Raw genomic sequence first — 17653 nt, 5'->3', positions numbered from 1 at the left:
CGTCCGCGCGGCCGCGCCGGAGGCTGCACCCGGAGAGACGGAACCGCCCCGGTGCACGCGTGGCGTGCCTCCCGGGGCGGCGGTCCGCGGAGCGCTCAGCCGCAGACCTTCTTCAGCTCCTCGCCGAGCGCTGTCGCCTCATCCGGTGTCAGCTCGACGACGAGTCGCCCACCGCCTTCGAGCGGAACGCGCATGACGATGCCCCGCCCCTCTTTGGTCACCTCGAGCGGGCCGTCACCCGTCCGCGGCTTCATGGCCGCCATGCTCGTTCCCCTTCCTGAAACCAGCCGATCGCGCCGGGGGTCCCGTAAGCGGGCACAGTTTCACCGGCATCGAACACATTGCTTCTTCGCCATTATCCCGCATGGCAGGACCCGATGACCAACATCGGTCGACATCTCTTCTTCCTCGACCACGCACAAACCCACCCAATGCGGCGGCCGCCCCGCGGTACGGCCCGGAATTCCCCTCCGTCACCGGTGTCCCTCGGTTTGACGCAGGTCACATCCGCCGGGGCCGCGGAGCGTGCGCGGTGCTCTGTCAGCGCCCGATGATCCGGGTCATGCTGAAGGCATGTCCGACACCGTGCGCTACGAAGTGACCGAGGGGCTCGCGAAGGTCGTGCTCGACCGCCCCGACGCGATGAACGCCCTCGACAACGAGACCAAGACCGCCCTGCGCGACACCCTGCGGCGGGCCGCCGACGACGACGGGGTACGCGCGGTGCTGCTCACCGGCAGCGGCCGCGCCTTCTGCGTGGGCCAGGACCTCAAGGAGCACACCAGCTCGCTCGAACAGAGCGGCGGAAGCGCCCTGAACACCGTCGAGGAGCACTACAACCCGATCACCCTGGCCCTCGCCGGGATGCCGAAGCCGGTGGTGGCGGGCGTCAACGGGGTGGCCGCCGGGGCCGGCGCGGGCTTCGCCCTCGCCTGCGACTACCGGATCCTGGCGGACACCGCGGCGTTCAACACCTCCTTCGCGGGAGTGGCACTGACCGCGGACTCCGGCGTCTCCTGGACGCTGCCGCGCCTGGTGGGCCCGGGCCGGGCCGCCGACCTGCTGCTCTTCCCGCGCAGCGTCAAGGCCGACGAGGCGCTGGAGCTGGGGCTGGCCAACCGGGTGGTACCCGCAGCCGAGCTCGCCGCGGAGGCCGAGGCCGTCGCCCGGCAGCTCGCGCAGGGGCCGACCGCAGCCTATGCGGCGCTCAAGGAGTCCCTGGCCTACGGCGCCTCGCACTCGCTGGCCGAGACGCTCGGCAAGGAGTCCGAGCTCCAACTGCGGCTGGGCGGCTCCGCCGACCACCGGATCGCCGTGGAGGCCTTCGTGCACAAGCAGCAGCCCCGCTTCACCGGGCGCTGACCGCGGCCGCGCCGCTGCCGCCCGCCGGCCGCCGCACCGGGTGCGCCCCGCGATGTGTCAGCCGACGGCGGAGCCGCGGCACCAGCACTCCGCCAGGTGGTCGTCGACCAGCCCGCACGCCTGCATCAGCGCGTAGACGGTGGTGGGGCCCACGAAGCGGAAGCCGCGCCGCTTGAGCTCCTTGGCCAGGGCCGCGGACTCGGGGGTGCTGCCGGGCACCTCCGCCGTGGTGCGGGGCACGGGCCGGGCGGCCGGATCGGGGGCGTAGGACCACACCAGCCGGTCCAGCTCACCCGGCTCCCAGGCGGCCGCGACCCGCGCGTTGCCGAGGGCCGCGCCGATCTTGGCCCGGTTGCGCACGATGCCGCTGTCGGCGAGCAGCCGCCGCTCGTCGTCCTCGGTGAACCGGGCGACGGCGGCGATGCGGAAGTCCGCGAACGCGGCGCGGAACGCCTCGCGCTTGCGCAGGATCGTCAGCCACGAGAGACCGGACTGGAAGCCCTCCAGGCACAGCCGCTCGTAGAGCGCGTCGTCGCCGTGCACCGGTCGGCCCCACTCGGTGTCGTGGTAGGCCGCATAGTCCTCCGCGGTCGTGCCCCAGGGGCAGCGGGCGCGACCGTCGGGGCCGGGCACCGCGGCGCCGACCGGGGGCTCGGGGGCGGCGGCTTCGGGTCCGGTTGTCATCGTCCCTCCTCCTCGGGGTGCGTCCGGGAACCGCTCCGGGGGCCGGCCTGCTCCCCCCGCGCCTCCGGGCCCACGTCCTGCGCCGGGTCCGGAACCGGGCCCGGCTCCGGACGCCCCTCCCCGGCCCGGCCCATCGCGACGGCCTGGGCACCGGCCAGCGCGGACTCCAGCTCGGCGATCCGGGCGTCACGCTCCGCGAGCTCCGCCCCGAGCCGGTCGAGGACGTCGTCGACCTGCTCCATCCGGTATCCGCGCACACCGACGGCCAGCCGCAGCCCCGCCACGTCCCCGTGGGAGACGGGGCGCTCCGGTGGCAGCGGCTCGTCCAGCAGGTCGGGCGGCGCGTCGGCGAGCCCGCCCACCGCGCCGCGGGCCTCCTCGCCGGGCCGGGCGCCGCTGCCGACCACGGCGAGCGTCACCGCGGCGACCACCACGACCAGCGAGAGCAGCAGGAACACGAACACGGATGGACTCCCCGATTGGTTGCCGATTGCGGGCAGACCCTGATCGTGCCATGGCCCGGTGACAGCTATGGTCGGCGGCGGAGACCGGTGCACGGGCCACGCGGGTGCGGGCAGCAGGCGGGCACCGTCGAGAGGAAGAGGATGGCTGATGCTGCGCCTGGGCACGCGCGAGTTCGGTGAACACGAGCCGGTGATCATGGCGATCGTGAACCGGACGCCGGATTCCTTCTACGACCGCGGCGCCACCTTCCGGGACGAACCCGCGCTCGACCGGGTCGAGCAGTCCGTCGCCGAGGGCGCCGCCGTCATCGACATAGGAGGGGTGAAGGCGGGGCCCGGCGACGAGGTCACGGCCGAGGAGGAGGCCCGGCGCACGGTGGGCTTCGTCGCGGAGGTACGGCGGCGCTGGCCCGACGTGGTGATCAGCGTCGACACCTGGCGGCACGAGGTGGGCGAGGCCGTGTGCGAGGCCGGGGCCGACCTGCTCAACGACGCATGGGGCGGGGTCGACCCCCGGCTGGCGGAGGTCGCGGCGCGGTACGGCGCCGGCCTGGTGTGCACCCACGCGGGCGGTGCCCGCCCGCGGACCCGCCCGCACCGCGCCGCCTACGAGCCGGACCCGGCGGGTGCGGGGGCCGGCAGCGGGGTCGTCGACGACATCCTGCGGGTGACGCTCGGGCTGGCCGAACGCGCGGCGCAGCTGGGAGTGCGCCGGGACGGGATCCTCATCGACCCCGGGCACGACTTCGGCAAGTCCACCCGGCACTCGCTGGAGGCGACCCGGGAGCTGGGCCGGATGACCGCGACGGGCTGGCCGGTGCTGGTCTCGCTGTCCAACAAGGACTTCGTGGGCGAGACCCTGGACCGCCCCGTCAAGGAGCGGCTGACCGGCACCCTGGCCACCACCGCGGTCTCCGCCTGGCTGGGCGCGCGGGTCTACCGGGTGCACGAGGTGGCCGAGACCAAGCAGGTCCTCGACATGGTGTCCGCGATCGCGGGCCACCGTCAGCCCGCGGTGGCCCGCCGGGGGCTGGCCTAGGGGAGTGTCTCCGAAGGAGCGTCGTCCGCCCGGCGGGCAGCCGGAGCTCCGGGAGGGCGAGCTACCGGCGGCCGGGCGGTCCGGGGCGCTGGGCGGCCGGGACCTGGCCACCTACCTCCTTGGTGACCAGCGCGACCGCCTCGTCGATGTCGTCGGTGACGTGGAAGAGCTCCAGGTCCCGCTCGGACGCCTTGCCGCCGCCGACGACGGAGTGCCGCAGCCAGTCGGCCAGCCCCTGCCAGTAGTCCGTGCCGAAGAGCACGATCGGGAAGCGCGTGACCTTCCCGGTCTGCACCAGGGTCAGCGCCTCGAACAGTTCGTCCAGCGTGCCGAGCCCGCCGGGCAGCACGACGAACCCGCTCGCGTACTTCACGAACATCGTCTTGCGGACGAAGAAATAGCGGAAGTTCACGCCGATGTCGACGTACTTGTTCATGCCCTGCTCGAAGGGGAGCTCGATACCGAGCCCGACCGAGGTGCCGTCCGCCTCCAGCGCCCCCTTGTTGGCCGCCTCCATCGCCCCGGGTCCGCCGCCGGTGATGACGGCGAAGCCGGCCTCGGCCAGCGCCCGGCCGATCCGCACGCCCTGGTCGTATTCGGGTGCCTCCGCGGGGGTACGCGCCGAGCCGAAGACGCTGATGGCGGGGCCCAGTTCGGCCAGGGCTCCGAAGCCCTCGACGAACTCGGACTGGATGCGCATCACCCGCCAGGGGTCCTGGTGGATGAAATCGGAGGGGCCCGCGGTGTCCAGCAGGCGCTGGTCGGTGGTCCCCGACTGCACCTGGTCGCGGCGGCGCACGACAGGCCCCAGTCGCTGCTCCTTGGGCCCTCCGCCGGTCTCGTCGGTCATCTACGGCACTCCTTCCGCCTGCGATCTTTCCGCTTCAGGGTATGCGGACGCCGACGGGTGCCGTCGGGAATCCGGGCGGCCGGCAGCCGTCGATCGGCTTACCGGCAGGTGGCCCGGGAGCGCCGGCGGACCCGGCTCAGGCCGTCAGCCAGCGCCGCAGCCGCTCCTCGCACCGGGTGATGAGCGCGGTCTCGACCCGCTCGTCCCGCTTGTGGGCGAGGTTGGGATCGCCGGGACCGTAGTTGACGGCCGGCACCCCCAGGGCGCTGAACCGGGAGACGTCCGTCCAGCCGTACTTGGGCCGCGGCTCGCCGCCCACCGCGGCGAGGAAGGCGCGGGCCGCCGGATGCGAGAGGCCGGGCAGCGCGCCGGGGGAGCTGTCGTCCACTTCGAACTCCTCGACCCCGCATCCGGCGAACACCTCGCGCACATGGTCCAGCGCGTCCTGCTCGCCGCGGTCGGGCGCGTAGCGGAAGTTGACCGTGACGGTGCACAGGTCCGGGATGACGTTGCCGGCGACGCCGCCCTCGATGCCGACGGCGTTCAGGCCCTCCCGGTACTCCAGCCCGTCGATCACCGGCCACCGCGGCCGGTATCCGGCCAGCCGGTCGAGCACCGGCCCGGCCGCGTGGATCGCGTTGGCGCCCATCCAGCCGCGGGCCGAATGCGCCCGGGTGCCGCGCAGGTGCAGCCGCACCCGCAGGGTGCCCTGGCAGCCGCCCTCGACCTGCCCCTCGGAGGGTTCGAGCAGCACGGCGAAGTCGCCGGCCAGCCACTCGGGACGGGCCTCGGCGACCTTGCCGAGGCCGTTGAGGTGGGCGGCGACCTCCTCGTTGTCGTAGAAGACGAACGTCAGGTCGCGGTTGGGCTCGGGGACCGTGGCGGCGATCCGCAGCTGCACGGCGACCCCTGCCTTCATGTCGCTGGTGCCGCAGCCCCACAGCAGCCCGTCCTCGTCGAGCCGGGAGGGCAGGTTCCCGGCGATCGGCACGGTGTCGAGATGCCCCGCGAGGACGACCCGCTCGGCCCGGCCCAGCCGGGTGCGGGCCACCACGTTGTTGCCGTACCGGTCGACGCCCAGGTGGGGCAGCGCGCGCAGCGCCTCCTCGACGGCGTCGGCGAGCGCCGCCTCGTCCCCGCTCTCCGAGGGGAGGTCCACCAGTTGCGCGGTGAGCCGGGCGGCGTCCTGCTGCAGGTCGAGTGCGCTGTGAGGCATGGCCACAGCCTACGGCGGGTGCCCCCCGCGGCCCGGCGCGCCCCGGGGCTCGGGCGCTGTCGCCCCCAGCGGCTACCTTGGTGCGCGTGCGCCTCTCACGACCGGCCCGCTCGCCCCACGGGCCCGAGCGTCCGTCCCGGACCGAGGGCCGCGGCAGACCCTTCAGGATCGCCGTGGCCTGCGCCGTGCTGCTCGCCGTCGCCGCGTATGTCGCGGTGCGCGGGCTGTCGGGCCAGGACGGCGCGATGTGCACCGTCCGCGCGGCGGACGGCGCGGACGGCAAGAACGCGTCCGCGGCGGCGGACGGCTCCGGCACTCCGCACGACTACGAACTCACCCCCGTGCAGGCCCGGAACGCGGCGACCATCGCCGCGGTCGCCGCGCGCCGCGGACTGCCCGAGCGGGCGGTGACGATAGCCCTGGCCACCGCCATGCAGGAGTCGCAGCTGCGCAACATCGGGCACGGGGACCGGGATTCGGTCGGCCTCTTCCAGCAGCGCCCCTCGCAGGGCTGGGGGACGTTCGAGCAGATCCAGGACCCGGTCTACTCGGCGGGCCGGTTCTACGACCATCTCGCCGAGGTGCCCGGCTACTCCCGGCTCCCGCTGACCGTGGCCGCCCAGCGCGTGCAGCGCAGCGGCTATCCGCAGGCGTACGCCAAGCACGAGACCGACGCGACGCTGCTGACCGGCGCGCTCACCGGCCGCCGGCCCGCCGCGCTGAGCTGCACGACAGGCGGCCGGGCCCCCGGCGGGCCGGGCGATCCCGCGCAGGTGCGCAAGCACCTGGTGCGGGAGTTCGGCCGGGACGTGCTGGCCGACGGCACCGGCACCCTCGCGGCCCCGGTACCGCGGACGGCCGGGTACCCGGAGGCGCGCCCGGCGGCGCGGCCCGGGGCCGCGCCCGTCGTCCCGGTGCCCGCACACGGCCGCCGCCAGGGCTGGGAGCTGGCCCACTGGGCGGTCGCGAACGCGGAGCGGCTGCGCATCGAGCGGATCTCCTACGGCGGCTTCCGGTGGTCGGCGGAGCGCTCGGCGGACGGCTGGCGCAGGACGGAGGACGCCGCGGCGGAGGACGACGGCGGGCCCCGGGACGGCAGCGCGAAGGACGGTGGCGGCGCGAAGGACGGTGGCGAGGGTGCGGCGGGCGGCACGGTGGAGCTCCGGCTGGCCTCCGGTCACTAGTCCGCCTGCTCACCCGGTGGAGCGAACCCGGTCCACCGGGGTGGACGTTTCTTCCCTCGCTCGACGGTCGCCGCCAGGAGTGAACCCGCTCGGCCGGTCGTGCCTGGCCGCAGCCGGTTCGGCTCCTCCGGTACAGGTCAATCGACTGCGAGGAATGCCCAGTTTGAGGGCTCACGCGGCAAACCTGGATTGCCAATCCTTTACCCGGCTTCCCCGCAACCTCCGTGCCGTTCGGGGCGATAGGCACTGCGTCCGACCGGGGGATCCCGGCTGACAGACCAAGAACCCCTTCTCCGTCAAAGGAGCACCATGTCCAACCCCCTCACGCGCCGGATCGCCCGCACCGCGCTGCTGACGGCGGCCGGCGCCGCGACCGTCGTCGGCGCCGCCGGAGCCGCGAGCGCCGTGGAACTGCCCGCGAGCCCGGTGGGCGGGGTCAGCAACCTGGACGGCGAGGGCCTCGGCAACACGCTGGACAGGACCGCCCAGGACACCACCGCCGTCGCCGGGGAGACCGGCGGCAGCGCCGTCAAGAAGGCCGTGCCGACCGCCGGCAAGGCCGTGGGCAAGGCCGGCCGGACCGCGGCGCCCGCCGCACAGAACCTCGCCGGGAACGCGGCGGGCGAGGCCGGCGGCCTGCTGGGCGACACCGCCTCCTCCGCGGCGGACACCGGCCTTCCCTCCGTCGGCAACCTCGGTGGCCTTCCCCTCGGTTGAGGGCTCCCCGGTCACCGCTGCGGGGCGCCCCCACTGTCCGGCCCCGCCTCCCGGAGGCACGCTCCCCGGCCGGACAGCGCTCGGGTACTCCGTTCCTGAGCGCCCGCAGCCGGTGACCCGATCGGGCCGCCCGGACCACACGGTCCGGGCGGCCCTTCGCCGTGTGCGCGCTCGCGGCCCGTCCCCGGGCGCGCGCTCCGAAGGCGGCCAGGCCCGCGCGAGCGGCCCGGCACCCATGGGCCGCTACGCGGACAGTCTGCGCACCGCGGCGGCGATCCGCTCGTCCGTGGCCGTGAGCGCGACCCGGACGTACCGCTCCCCCGCGGGCCCGTAGAACTCGCCGGGCGCCACCAGGACGCCCCGCGCGGCCAGCTCGGCGACGGTGTCCCAGCAGGACTCGTCCCGGGTCGCCCACAGGTACAGCGACGCCTCGCTGTGCTCGATCCGGAAGCCCGCGGCCTCCAGGGCGCCGCGCAGCGCGGTGCGCCGTGCCCGATAGCGCTCCCGCTGCTCGGCCACGTGGGTGTCGTCGGCGAGCGCCGCGACCGTCGCCGCCTGCACCGGCGCGGGCGTCATCATCCCGCCGTGCTTGCGGATCTGCAGCAGTTCGCCCAGCACCTCGCTGTCCCCCGCGATGAACGCGGCCCGGTATCCGGCGAGATTGGAGCGCTTGGAGAGCGAGTGGACGGCCACCAGGCCCGCGGTGGAGCCGCCGCACACGTCCGGGTGCAGCACGGAGACCGGGTCGGCCTCCCAGCCGAGTTCCAGGTAGCACTCGTCGCTGAGGACGAGTACACCGTGCTCGCGCGCCCAGTCGACGACGGCGCGGAGCCGCTCGGCGGGCAGCACCTGACCGGTGGGGTTGGAGGGCGAGTTGAGCCACAGCAGCTTGAGCCCGGCCGGGTCGAGCTCCAGCGGGTCGTCGTAGGCGACGTGGTCGGCACCGGCGAGCCGGGCGCCGACCTCGTAGGTGGGGTAGGCGAGCCGGGGGAAGGCCACCCGGTCGCCCGGGCCGAGGCCGAGCTGGGTCGGCAGCCAGGCCACCAGTTCCTTGGAGCCGACGACGGGCAGCACGTGGTGCTCCGTGATGCCGCGCGCGCCCAGCCGGCGCTCGCACCATCCGGTGAGCGCGTCGCGCAGCTCCCGGGTCCCCCACACGGTGGGGTAGCCGGGGCTGTCGGCCGCCTCGGCGAGCGCCTGCCGCACCTGCGCGGGGACCGGGTCGACGGGGGTGCCGACCGACAGGTCGACGAGGCCGTCGGGGTGCCCGGCGGCGGTGGTCTTGTACGGCTCGAGCCGGTCCCAGGGGAAGGTGGGGAGGCGGTCGGAGACGGAGGGCATGGTGCTCACTTTCTTCGGCTGTCCCGGCGGCCGGCGCGGGCCGCGCGGTCCGCCGCGCCCGGCCGGGGCGGTCGGACGGTCGGACGGTCGGGAAGGGGCGGGAAGAGGGCGCGCCGCGAAGGGGCGGGCTGTACGGCGCGGAAACACCGCAGTCCCGTACGGCAGGACGCTGGGACCGCCGTACGGGACTGTTGCGCAAGCCGCACGGGGCGGCTCACTGCTGGGGTGTCACCCCTGGGTCACTCGTCGTGCTCCTGCGGCGGGAGCGCGGAGATGAGCGGGTGGTCCTTCTCGATCAGACCGAGCTTGCTGGCGCCACCGGGCGAGCCGAGGTCGTCGAAGAACTCGACGTTGGCCTTGTAGTAGTCCTTCCACTCCTCGGGGGTGTCATCCTCGTAGAAGATGGCCTCGACCGGGCAGACGGGCTCGCAGGCACCGCAGTCGACGCACTCGTCCGGGTGGATGTACAAGGACCGCTGGCCCTCGTAGATGCAGTCGACCGGGCACTCCTCGATGCAAGCCTTGTCCTTCAGGTCGACACAAGGCTCCGCGATGACGTAAGTCACGCTGTCGTTCCTCCTCGTTAGGGCTGGCGGGCCGGTGTCCGGCTCCGCCGCGGGCGCGCGGGAGCGCTCTTTCGCTTCGGACGGCGGCGATGCCCACACCTAGTATCTCCGTTCCCGGACACAACACGAACAGGAGGGGCGGTTAGGACTGTGGAATTCACCACGGGCGGACGCTTGGAGGTCCGCATCACCCCTTCCGACGTGGGCAGACGTGTCTCGGTGCGGTCGCTGACGACTGCCGGAGAGCGGCATGGGCGGTTCACGGACACGCTTGGCATTCTCACATCGTGGACCAAGGGCGTGCTCACAGTCACCCGACGCGATGGTGAGCAGGTCGAGATCGAGGAGACGTCGATGGTGGCTGGAAAGACCGTGCCGGCCACGCCCGCGCGCCGCCGAGGGCTGCCGTCCGCCGACGCGGCCGAGCTCGTCGCGGTGGCCGCCAGGGGCTGGCCCCCGGCCGAGTCGCAGGCGCTCGGCGGCTGGAACCTGCGGGCTGCCGGCGGGTTCACCGCCCGCGCGAACTCCGTACTCCCGCAGGGCGACCCCGGGTTGCCGCTGCCCGAGGCGCTGGCGCGGGTCACCGGCTGGTACGCCGAGCGGGACCTCCCCGCGCGGATACAGATCTGCGTGGCCCAGGACGCCATGCTCGACGCGCGGCTGCGGGAGCTGGGCTGGACGACCGAGCGGCACGGGCTGATACAGGTGGGCGCGCTCGCCCCACTGGCCGACCGGGAGCCCGATGCGCGGGTGCTGCTGCACCGCACACCGGACGACCGGTGGGCCTCGCTCTACAACAGGGCGGGCGACGCGGGCCTGTCCGACGCGGCGCGGCAGGTGCTGGCGGGCGGGCCTTCGGTGTGGTTCGCGACGGTGGCGGATCCGGACGGCGCGGCCGTGGCGATCGGGCGGTGTGCGGTGGACGGCCGCTGGGCCGGGTTCGCGGCCATAGAGGTCGCGCCCGAGTGCCGCCGGCGGGGGCTGGCCCGGGCGGTCACGGGCGAACTGGCCAGAGCCGCACTGGCCGAGGGCGCCTCGGCCGCCTACCTCCAGGTGGAGCGGGGCAACACGGCGGCCCGCGCGCTCTACGAGCGGCTCGGCTTCGCCGACCACCACGCGTACCACTACCTGCGCGCCCCGCAGGACTGACATGGGCGGCGGAGACGGTACGGACGAGGAGCGCACCGGCACGGCCCGGCGGCGGTTCGCCGAGGCGGCCCGCGAGGACCGGCCCGATCTGGCGCTGCTGTGCCTGCTGATCGGCGCCGAGGCGGCGACCCGCGGCAGCCTGCGGCGCGAACGGGACACCGGGGGCACCAGCGGCACCGGAATCGCAGCAGGCGCGGCTCTCGGCGCAGGGGCGGACCCGGTGGACGAGGAGGCCGCCGTGGACCGACTGGTGGACGAGGGCCAGGCCGAACTCGACCGGCTGGCGAGGCTGTTGCCGTTCCGGCGCGGACGCGCGCCCGCGGAGTGGGCCGCGGCGCTGGAGCGGACGCTGGGCCGGGAGCTGGGATTCGGCGGCTCGGCGCCGGACTACCGCAGGCTGGAGTCCTCGCTGCTGCCCGAGGTGCTGCGCCGACGGCGGGGACTGCCCATCCTGCTGTCGGTGGTCTGGACGGAGGTGGCCCGCCGGGCGGGCGCGCCGGTCTACGGGGTGGCGCTGCCGGGGCATTTCGTCGTCGGCTTCGGCGACCCGGCGGGCGGGCATGTGCTGGCCGATCCGTTCGGCGGCGGCACCCAGCTGGGCGAGGACGAGCTGGCCGTCATGGTGGCCGGGGCCACCGGGGGTTCCCCGCTGTCAGCCGCCGCGCTGCGGCCCGCCGGTCCGCTGGAGACGGTGCTGCGGATCCTCAACAACATCCGGGCCTGGGCCGCGCCCCGGCCCGAGCGGTCCGGAGTGCGGCTGTGGGCGGTCGAGCTGTCGCTGCTGCTGCCGCACCATCCGGGCAGGCTCCGGTTCGAGCGGGCGCAACTGCTGGTGGAGCGGGGTCATTTCCTGCGGGGCGCGCGGGAGATGGAGGAGTACGCGGATGTCGTCGCGGCGATGGAGCCGAACGCCGCGGAGAACGTACGCAGAGCCGCCCGGGCCGCCCGGGCCCGGCTGAACTGAGCCCCGCCCCGCGTCCGCTCCCGGCCGCGCCGCGGCGGGGCCGGGAGTCGGCGGCCGCCCCCGCGGCACCGGGCCGGGCCGGCGCCGGGCTGGTGCCGGAGCCGGTGCGGCCGGGGAGCCGCGGGCCTACAGCCAGCCCTTGTCCCGGGCGATCCGGACCGCCTCGGCGCGGTTGCGGGCCCCGGTCTTCTGGATGGCGGTCGACAGATAGTTGCGGACCGTGCCGTGCGACAGGTGCAGCGCCCCGGCGATCTCGGCGTTGCCCGCACCCTCGCGGGCCGCGGCGAGAACGTCGCGCTCCCGGTCGGTGAGCGGACTGGCGCCCTCGGCGAGCGCGGCGGCGGCCAGCCCCGGGTCGATGACCCGCTCGCCGGCCCGCACCCGGCGAACCGCGTCCGCGAGCTGGGCCGCCGGTGCGTCCTTGACCAGGAAGGCGTCGGCGCCCGACTCCATGGCCCGGCGCAGATAGCCGGGGCGGCCGAAGGTGGTGAGGATGACGACCTTCAGCGCCGGATGCCGGGCACGCAGCCCCTCCAGGGCGTCGAGGCCGGTCAGCCCGGGCATCTCGATGTCCAGCAGTGCCACGTCCGGCTGGTGCGCGGCGACCGCGTCCAGTACCTCGTCGCCTCTGCCGACCTGGACGGCGATCTCGATGTCCGGTTCCAGCCCCAGCAGCGCGGCGAGCGCCTCGCGGACCATCGCCTGGTCCTCGGCGAGCAGCAGTCTGATCACCGCCTCAGAGTACTGAGGGCACCGTCGCGCACAGCGTGAAGCCCCCGCTCGCCCCCGCCGAGGTCGACAGCGCTCCGCCGACGAGTTCCAGCCGCTCCCGCAGCCCGCTCAGTCCGTTGCCCTCGGCCCCGCCGGAGGGTCCCTTGCCGTCGTCGGCGACGGTGAGCCGCAGCGGCTCACCGCCCGCGTCCGGAGCCTGGAAGCTCACCGTGCAGCGGGCCGCGCCGCTGTGCCGTACGACGTTGGTGACCGCTTCCCGCAGCGCCCACGCCAGGGCGGCCCCCTGCTCGGGTGCCAGCGGCACGGACGGCGGCCGGGGCGGCAACTCGGCCTCGATGCCAGCGGTGTCCAGCGCGGTGCGGGCACCCGCCAGCTCGACGGCGAGGGTGGGGCGGCGGTATCCGCCGATCGCCTCCCGGACGTCGACCAGGGCCTGCCTGCTGACCTGTTCGATGTCGGCGACCTGCGCGGCCGCCTCCTCCGGCCGCGCGGGCAGCATCCGTCCGGCCAGCTCGCTCTTGAGGGTGATGAGGGAGAGCGAGTGCCCCAGCAGGTCGTGCAGATCGCGGGCGAGCCGCAACCGCTCCTCGTTGGCCGCCAGCTGCGCGACCACCGCGCGGGCCTCCCGCAGCTCCCGCAGGGTGCGGATGGTCTTCCGTGCGGATATCAGCGCGAAACCGCCGAGCAGGCAGGGGATGACGAACGAGGTCCACACACCCCACCAGGGCCGCGTGCCGAATCCCGTACCGACCAGTGCGAGTGCGAGGACGCACAGCACCACGCCGGGGACCGCATACCGGGCCGGCAGCACGGCACCGTTGGCCACGGCGACATAGACGAACAGCACCAGCCACTCCGGGCCCATCGTCAGGGAGAGGACGAGGGCCAGGGCGAAGAGGAGCCCGAGACAGGAACGCACCGTCCGGCCGGGGAGCGGCGTCCTGGTGTGGCGGTAGACCAGCGTGACGTAAGCGCCCAGGAAGGCGGCGAGCCCGGCCGCCGCCAGGGCGACGGTGCGGGAGCTGTGGTCGCCGGACCAGAGGTCCCGCACGGCGCCGCCGAGGAAGATCAGCCAGACGGCGACCATGGCCCCCTTGGACCACTTCTGCCACGGAGTCTCGGTACTGTCCCCGACGATCGGGGTCCTCATCTCACGCACCGCAGCATCATGCCGTGCGGGTGTCCTTGCGGTAGAGCCAGGCCGCCGCTCCGGCGAAGAGGACGAGGTAGGCCAGCAGCAGCGCGGCGTCCTCCGGGTGCGGGGCCTCGCCGACCTCCACGGCCCGGCCCAGCGCGGTGTAGGCATGGGTGGGCAGCCACGCACCGATGTCCTGCGCCCAGCCGGGCAGGCTCGACATCGGCAGCCACAGCCCGCCCATGAAGGCCAGCCCGAAATAGCAGAGCATGGTGATCGGCCGCACCGCGTCGCCCGTCGCCAGGTAGCCGATGGCCACACCCAGCGCCGCGAAGACGAAACTGCCCGCCCACGAGCACAGCGCGACAGCGGCCCACTGCCATGCCTGCAACCGTACGCCCATGGCGAGCGCGCCGGTGAGCAGGACCAGCAGGACGGACGGCAGGCTGACGGTGGCGGCCGAGGCGATCTTGGCGGTGACGTAGCCGCGGCCCGGCAGAGCGGTCAGCCGCAACTGCCGCACCCAGCCGGCCTCGCGTTCCTTGGCGATGCGTTCGCTGTTGCCCATCAGCACGGCCGTCATGGCGCCGAACGCGGCCATCGCGACCATGTAGTAGAGCTTCATGTCGACGCGGAGGCCCGGCATGTTCCCCGGGACGTCCCGGCCCGCGATGATCACGTAGAGCACCGGAGGGTAGATCACCGAGAAGAACATGAACTTCTTGTTGCGCAGTGAGCGGGTGATCTCCAGCCTGACGAGGGTCTTCACCGTGCTGCCGCCTTCCGGCCGTGGTTCTGGGAGGTGGAGGCGCGGGCCTGTTCCGCGCGGGAGGTGAGGGTGACGAACGCCTCCTCCAGTCCGAGGCCGGTGACCTCCAGGCCGTGCGGATAGATCCCCAGCGCGTAGAGCGCGTGCACGGTGGCGTCCGCGTCGGTCGAGCGCAGCCGGACGGCGGCCCCGGCCAGCCGGAGTTCGGCGACCCCCGGGAGGGCGCGCAACTGCGCCTCCAGCACCCCGTCGGGCACCGTCTCCAGCGTGAAGCCGACCCGCCGCACGCCGGCCATCGCCTTGATCTCGGCCGCGCTGCCGTCGGCGAGCAGCCGTCCCCGGTGCAGCACCAGCACCCGGTCGGCCACCTCGTCGGCCTCCTCCAGGTAGTGCGTGGCGAACAGCACCGTGCGGCCCCCGGCGGCCCGGTCCCGCATCGCGGACCAGAAGGAGCGGCGCGCGGTGACGTCCATGCCCGTGGTGGGCTCGTCCAGCACGACCAGATCGCTGTCTCCCGCGATCGCCAGTGCGAACCGCACGCGCTGCTCCTGGCCGCCGGAGAGCTTGCCCACCATCCGGTCGGCCAGCTCGGTGATGCCGGCGTCCAGCAGCACCCGCTCGACCGGGTGACCACGCGGATGCAGGTCGCAGGCGAGTGCCACGAGTTCCCTGACCCGTACGCCGTCCATCAGGCCGCCGGACTGGAGCATGGCGCCCACCCGGCCGTCGGTGACCGCCTGCCGGGGTGTCCTCCCGAACAGCCGGACGCGGCCGCCCGGATCCGGGGTGCGCAGCCCCAGGAGCAGATCGAGGGTGGTGGACTTGCCCGCTCCGTTGGGGCCGAGGAGGGCGACGGTCTCGCCGGGGTGCAGGGTCACCTCCAGCCCGTCCAGTGCCCGGACCGAACCGTAGGTCTTGCCTGCGGAGAGGAACTCCACGGCCGGTGCCGTGGCGTGCGTCGATGTCATGCCCCCAGGTTCACCCGGCGCAAGGTACCGCCGGCAGTGTCGACGATCGTGACCTGGGGCTGACAGATGTCATGCCCGCGGGATGATCCCGGTGCCCGGAAGCGGCACCGGCCTCGCGCGGCCCGGACACGGCACGAGGGGTGCCCCGCCGCTGCGGGGCACCCCTCGGGAACGTCCGTGCGCCGCCCGGACGGCGCCGTGCGGAACGCGGACCGGCCGGCCGGACGCGGCTCAGCGCGAGCGGGAGTCGGGGACCGTGGCATAGCGCCGCCCCGGCTCCGGCGGCGCCTTCTTGCGCAGGGCCTCCACCATGGCGACGGCCGCGTGCTTCGGGGTCATCCGCACCGTTCCGGCGCCGCCGTCGATCACCACGTCGTCGAACGCCGACCCGTAGGTCTTCTTGAGCTTCGCCGGGTCGATGGCCGGCTGGAGCTTGCCGCTGCCGCCCGCCCGCATCGTGAGGAACGTGCCCATGGTCTCCTGGCTGAACGGCACCTCGACGTCGCCCGCCCGGAGCCACACCCAGCCGGACATCGCGGTGCGGCCGAAGCCCTTGACCGCCTTGTTCAGCTCGGCCTCGGTCACCTTGGGCCTGCGCACCGTGCCGGGGAGCGCCACCGGCTCGTTCTTGCCGGAGACGGCACGCTCCCGGAACGCCTTCTCCAGCGCGGCCGGGGCCTTGTCGACATCGATGACCTTGTGCGGACTGCCCTTGACGGCCACCGCCTTGCCGCCGGTGAACTTGACCATGCCCTCGGACGGGGACTCCGCCTCCGCCTCGGCCATGACGGGCTTGAGCGCGGCCCGCACCTTGGCCTCGTCCACCTCGATGGCCGGGTCCGCCTGGCGGGTGCCGCCCATGAGGGAGCCGATGACGGAGACCGGGTTGTAGTCGCGCCCGGCCGCGGCGCGCACGGTGGCCTCGGTGTCCAGGGTGACCCCGGCGACGCCGGGCTTCAGCTCGGTCCGGCCGCCGCTCGTCTCGATCTTGAACGGTTCCTTCGTCCGGTCACCCAGCTCGGCGTCCAGCTTGTTGACCGCCTCGTGCTTGCTCAGGCCGCCGATCTGCACGCCGAGCACGGTGGTGCCCTTGGGGACGTCCGCGTGGTCGAGCAGCAGCCCGGTGCCGTAGGCGACCCCGACGATGCCCACCACGGCCGCGCCCGCCAGCACCAGCTTGGAACGGCCGCGCTTCTTGGCCGGTTCGCGGGTTGCTCCACCGCTCTGCGGCCGCGGTGGAGCGGGGGCGTCGTCATCCGGCCCGGGGTAGCCGGCGCCGGGCGCCGGGCCCGCGCCGTCGGACTCATCGCCGGCTGCCCGCGGTGGGCCGCTGACCATGGTGTCGCTCGACAGCCGCGCGTCGCCGCCGCGCGCCCCGGGAGCCGCCGCGCCCGGTCCCGCTCCCGGCGCACCGGCGCGGTCCGCCTCGGCGTCGCCGGGGAACCGGGGCGTGCCCGCGGCGGGTGTGCCTCCGGGGCCGTCGGCGAGGCCCGCGGGGCCGCGGCCGAACGGGTCGGGTCCGGAGCCGGTGTACCCGGGACCACCGGGCACGCCGGGGCCCGCGGGCCGGCCCGCGTCGAAGCCGGGCCCGTCCTCCGGGCCCTGGCCCGCACCCGGCGCGGCCAACGGGCCGGGTCCCGGGCCGGGAACACCGCGGGCGGGCGGCACGGGCATGTCACCGCTGGCGGGCCCGGTGGTGGGCCCGGCCGGCCAGCCCAGGGGGTCCGTACCGAGATGCGGCACCCCGTCGGGAGGCGTGTCCGCCGGACCGGCTCCGCCGGGGAACGGCGACCCCGCACCGGGCGTTCCGGGAACCCAGTGCGAACCCGTCGACTCCGGGATCCCATGCGAACCCGTCGACTCCGGGTCCGGGCCGCCGGTGGGGTAGGGCGACTCGCCGCGGTCCGGGCCACCGGCACCGCCGGGCACACCGACGCCCGGCCCGCCACCGGCCGCCGGGTCGGGCGGCGGGGCGGAGTTCCTGGGCGACTTGCGGGGCGCGAACCAGTCGCTGGTCTCCTGGGTGAACTGCTCCTCGGCGCCCGGCCCGGCCTCGGCACGGCTCCCGGGGCCACCGGGCGTGCCGGAGCTGCCGGGCGGCGACGCCTCCGGCGCGGGCGGAGGAACAGCGGCTCCGGAGCCACCGCCGGTGGCGCGCTGGCCCGCCCCGAGGTCCGGGGCGCCCTTGGCGTCCCGGCCGCCGGCGGCGGGGTCCGCTCTCCCGGCCGTGTCGTCCGCGTTCTCGTCCGTCACCGGGGTCCGCATCACCACGGGCGGAATGGGCCGCGAACCGGGGATGTTGATGCGGATGCGGGTGGTGAGCGTCGTCTCGGTCCGGGGCTCGTCCGGCTTGGACCCGGCCGCAGGTTCGGCACCCCGGTCGTCTTGGTCCGCGCCGGAACCCGAGGTGCCGTACGGCTCGGTCCCCGAGGGGTACGACGAACCGCCGCGCCCCGTGGGCCCGGAGGACGAACTGTCAGTTTCACGACTCAAAGCAGGTACTCCCGGATGGA

At 74.6% G+C, this 17653-nt stretch carries 18 protein-coding genes; 6 read left to right on the top strand and 12 right to left on the bottom strand.

Going from position 1 to position 17653, the window contains the following annotated elements; all coding sequences use genetic code 11:
• Positions 1–95: 95 nt before the first annotated feature.
• Positions 96–263, bottom strand: coding sequence for a DUF3117 domain-containing protein (locus ACFYMO_RS16085; RefSeq protein WP_016469583.1), 168 nt, complete (start codon positions 261–263; stop codon positions 96–98).
• 310 nt (positions 264–573) lie between these two features.
• Between ACFYMO_RS16085 and ACFYMO_RS16080 the strand changes: the two genes are divergently transcribed.
• Positions 574–1362, top strand: a complete 789-nt coding sequence (locus ACFYMO_RS16080; RefSeq protein WP_366773908.1) for an enoyl-CoA hydratase-related protein — start codon at positions 574–576, stop codon at positions 1360–1362.
• A gap of 57 nt (positions 1363–1419) precedes the next feature.
• Here ACFYMO_RS16080 and ACFYMO_RS16075 read toward each other — a convergent pair whose 3' ends face one another.
• Positions 1420–2046, bottom strand: coding sequence for a DNA-3-methyladenine glycosylase I (locus tag ACFYMO_RS16075; RefSeq protein ID WP_366773907.1), 627 nt, complete (start codon positions 2044–2046; stop codon positions 1420–1422).
• Complete coding sequence (locus ACFYMO_RS16070; protein ID WP_366773906.1) at positions 2043–2510, bottom strand: DivIVA domain-containing protein; 468 nt, start codon at positions 2508–2510, stop codon at positions 2043–2045. The genes ACFYMO_RS16075 and ACFYMO_RS16070 overlap by 4 nt, the downstream gene beginning before the upstream one ends.
• Positions 2511–2658: 148 nt before the next feature.
• On the opposite strand from ACFYMO_RS16070, the gene folP reads away from it, so the two are divergent.
• Complete coding sequence (gene folP, locus ACFYMO_RS16065; RefSeq protein WP_366773905.1) at positions 2659–3549, top strand: dihydropteroate synthase; 891 nt, start codon at positions 2659–2661, stop codon at positions 3547–3549.
• Between the two features lie 61 nt (positions 3550–3610).
• Here folP and ACFYMO_RS16060 read toward each other — a convergent pair whose 3' ends face one another.
• Both ACFYMO_RS16060 and dapE read right to left on the bottom strand, forming a co-directional pair.
• On the bottom strand, positions 3611–4399 hold the full coding sequence (locus ACFYMO_RS16060) for a TIGR00730 family Rossman fold protein (RefSeq protein ID WP_366773904.1): 789 nt from the start codon (positions 4397–4399) through the stop codon (positions 3611–3613).
• Between the two features lie 136 nt (positions 4400–4535).
• Positions 4536–5615 carry a succinyl-diaminopimelate desuccinylase gene (dapE, locus tag ACFYMO_RS16055; RefSeq protein ID WP_366773903.1) on the bottom strand — a complete coding sequence of 360 codons (1080 nt, stop codon included), beginning with the start codon at positions 5613–5615 and terminating at the stop codon, positions 4536–4538.
• A gap of 173 nt (positions 5616–5788) precedes the next feature.
• Between dapE and ACFYMO_RS16050 the strand changes: the two genes are divergently transcribed.
• Positions 5789–6799: a heavy metal transporter gene (locus tag ACFYMO_RS16050; RefSeq protein WP_366773951.1), complete on the top strand. Its 1011-nt coding sequence runs from the start codon at positions 5789–5791 to the stop codon at positions 6797–6799.
• A gap of 309 nt (positions 6800–7108) precedes the next feature.
• Positions 7109–7516 (top strand): ATP-binding protein, encoded by a 408-nt coding sequence (locus ACFYMO_RS16045; protein ID WP_075001706.1) that lies wholly within the window; start codon positions 7109–7111, stop codon positions 7514–7516.
• Between the two features lie 243 nt (positions 7517–7759).
• On the opposite strand, the gene dapC is transcribed toward ACFYMO_RS16045, so the two are convergent.
• Both dapC and fdxA read right to left on the bottom strand, forming a co-directional pair.
• Positions 7760–8857, bottom strand: coding sequence for a succinyldiaminopimelate transaminase (dapC, locus tag ACFYMO_RS16040; RefSeq protein ID WP_027759080.1), 1098 nt, complete (start codon positions 8855–8857; stop codon positions 7760–7762).
• A 239-nt stretch (positions 8858–9096) separates the two neighbouring features.
• Positions 9097–9423, bottom strand: coding sequence for a ferredoxin (gene fdxA / locus ACFYMO_RS16035; protein ID WP_019354435.1), 327 nt, complete (start codon positions 9421–9423; stop codon positions 9097–9099).
• A gap of 150 nt (positions 9424–9573) precedes the next feature.
• Here fdxA and ACFYMO_RS16030 point away from each other — a divergent pair, with 150 nt between their 5' ends.
• Both ACFYMO_RS16030 and ACFYMO_RS16025 read left to right on the top strand, forming a co-directional pair.
• Positions 9574–10572: a GNAT family N-acetyltransferase gene (locus tag ACFYMO_RS16030; RefSeq protein ID WP_366773902.1), complete on the top strand. Its 999-nt coding sequence runs from the start codon at positions 9574–9576 to the stop codon at positions 10570–10572.
• Position 10573: 1 nt separating this feature from the next.
• Positions 10574–11536: a transglutaminase-like domain-containing protein gene (locus ACFYMO_RS16025; RefSeq protein ID WP_388546867.1), complete on the top strand. Its 963-nt coding sequence runs from the start codon at positions 10574–10576 to the stop codon at positions 11534–11536.
• 126 nt (positions 11537–11662) lie between these two features.
• On the opposite strand, the gene ACFYMO_RS16020 is transcribed toward ACFYMO_RS16025, so the two are convergent.
• The 5 genes from ACFYMO_RS16020 to ACFYMO_RS16000 form a co-directional block, all read right to left on the bottom strand.
• Positions 11663–12235 (bottom strand): response regulator transcription factor, encoded by a 573-nt coding sequence (locus ACFYMO_RS16020; RefSeq protein ID WP_366773950.1) that lies wholly within the window; start codon positions 12233–12235, stop codon positions 11663–11665.
• A 37-nt stretch (positions 12236–12272) separates the two neighbouring features.
• Complete coding sequence (locus ACFYMO_RS16015; protein ID WP_388547011.1) at positions 12273–13418, bottom strand: sensor histidine kinase; 1146 nt, start codon at positions 13416–13418, stop codon at positions 12273–12275.
• Between the two features lie 16 nt (positions 13419–13434).
• The gene (locus tag ACFYMO_RS16010) at positions 13435–14172 is read right to left on the bottom strand and encodes an ABC transporter permease (protein WP_388546864.1); all 738 of its coding nucleotides are present in this window, start codon (positions 14170–14172) and stop codon (positions 13435–13437) included.
• Positions 14169–15140 (bottom strand): ABC transporter ATP-binding protein, encoded by a 972-nt coding sequence (locus ACFYMO_RS16005; RefSeq protein WP_388546861.1) that lies wholly within the window; start codon positions 15138–15140, stop codon positions 14169–14171. The genes ACFYMO_RS16010 and ACFYMO_RS16005 overlap by 4 nt, the downstream gene beginning before the upstream one ends.
• Before the next feature lie 231 nt (positions 15141–15371).
• On the bottom strand, positions 15372–17633 hold the full coding sequence (locus ACFYMO_RS16000) for a hypothetical protein (protein ID WP_366773898.1): 2262 nt from the start codon (positions 17631–17633) through the stop codon (positions 15372–15374).
• Positions 17634–17653 lie beyond the last annotated feature (20 nt).

This window comes from Streptomyces sp. NPDC007025 (assembly GCF_042869455.1).
GTDB lineage: Bacteria > Actinomycetota > Actinomycetes > Streptomycetales > Streptomycetaceae > Streptomyces.
The sequence above is the reverse complement of the archived record's forward strand: the minus strand, read 5'-3'. Positions and strand labels throughout refer to the sequence as shown.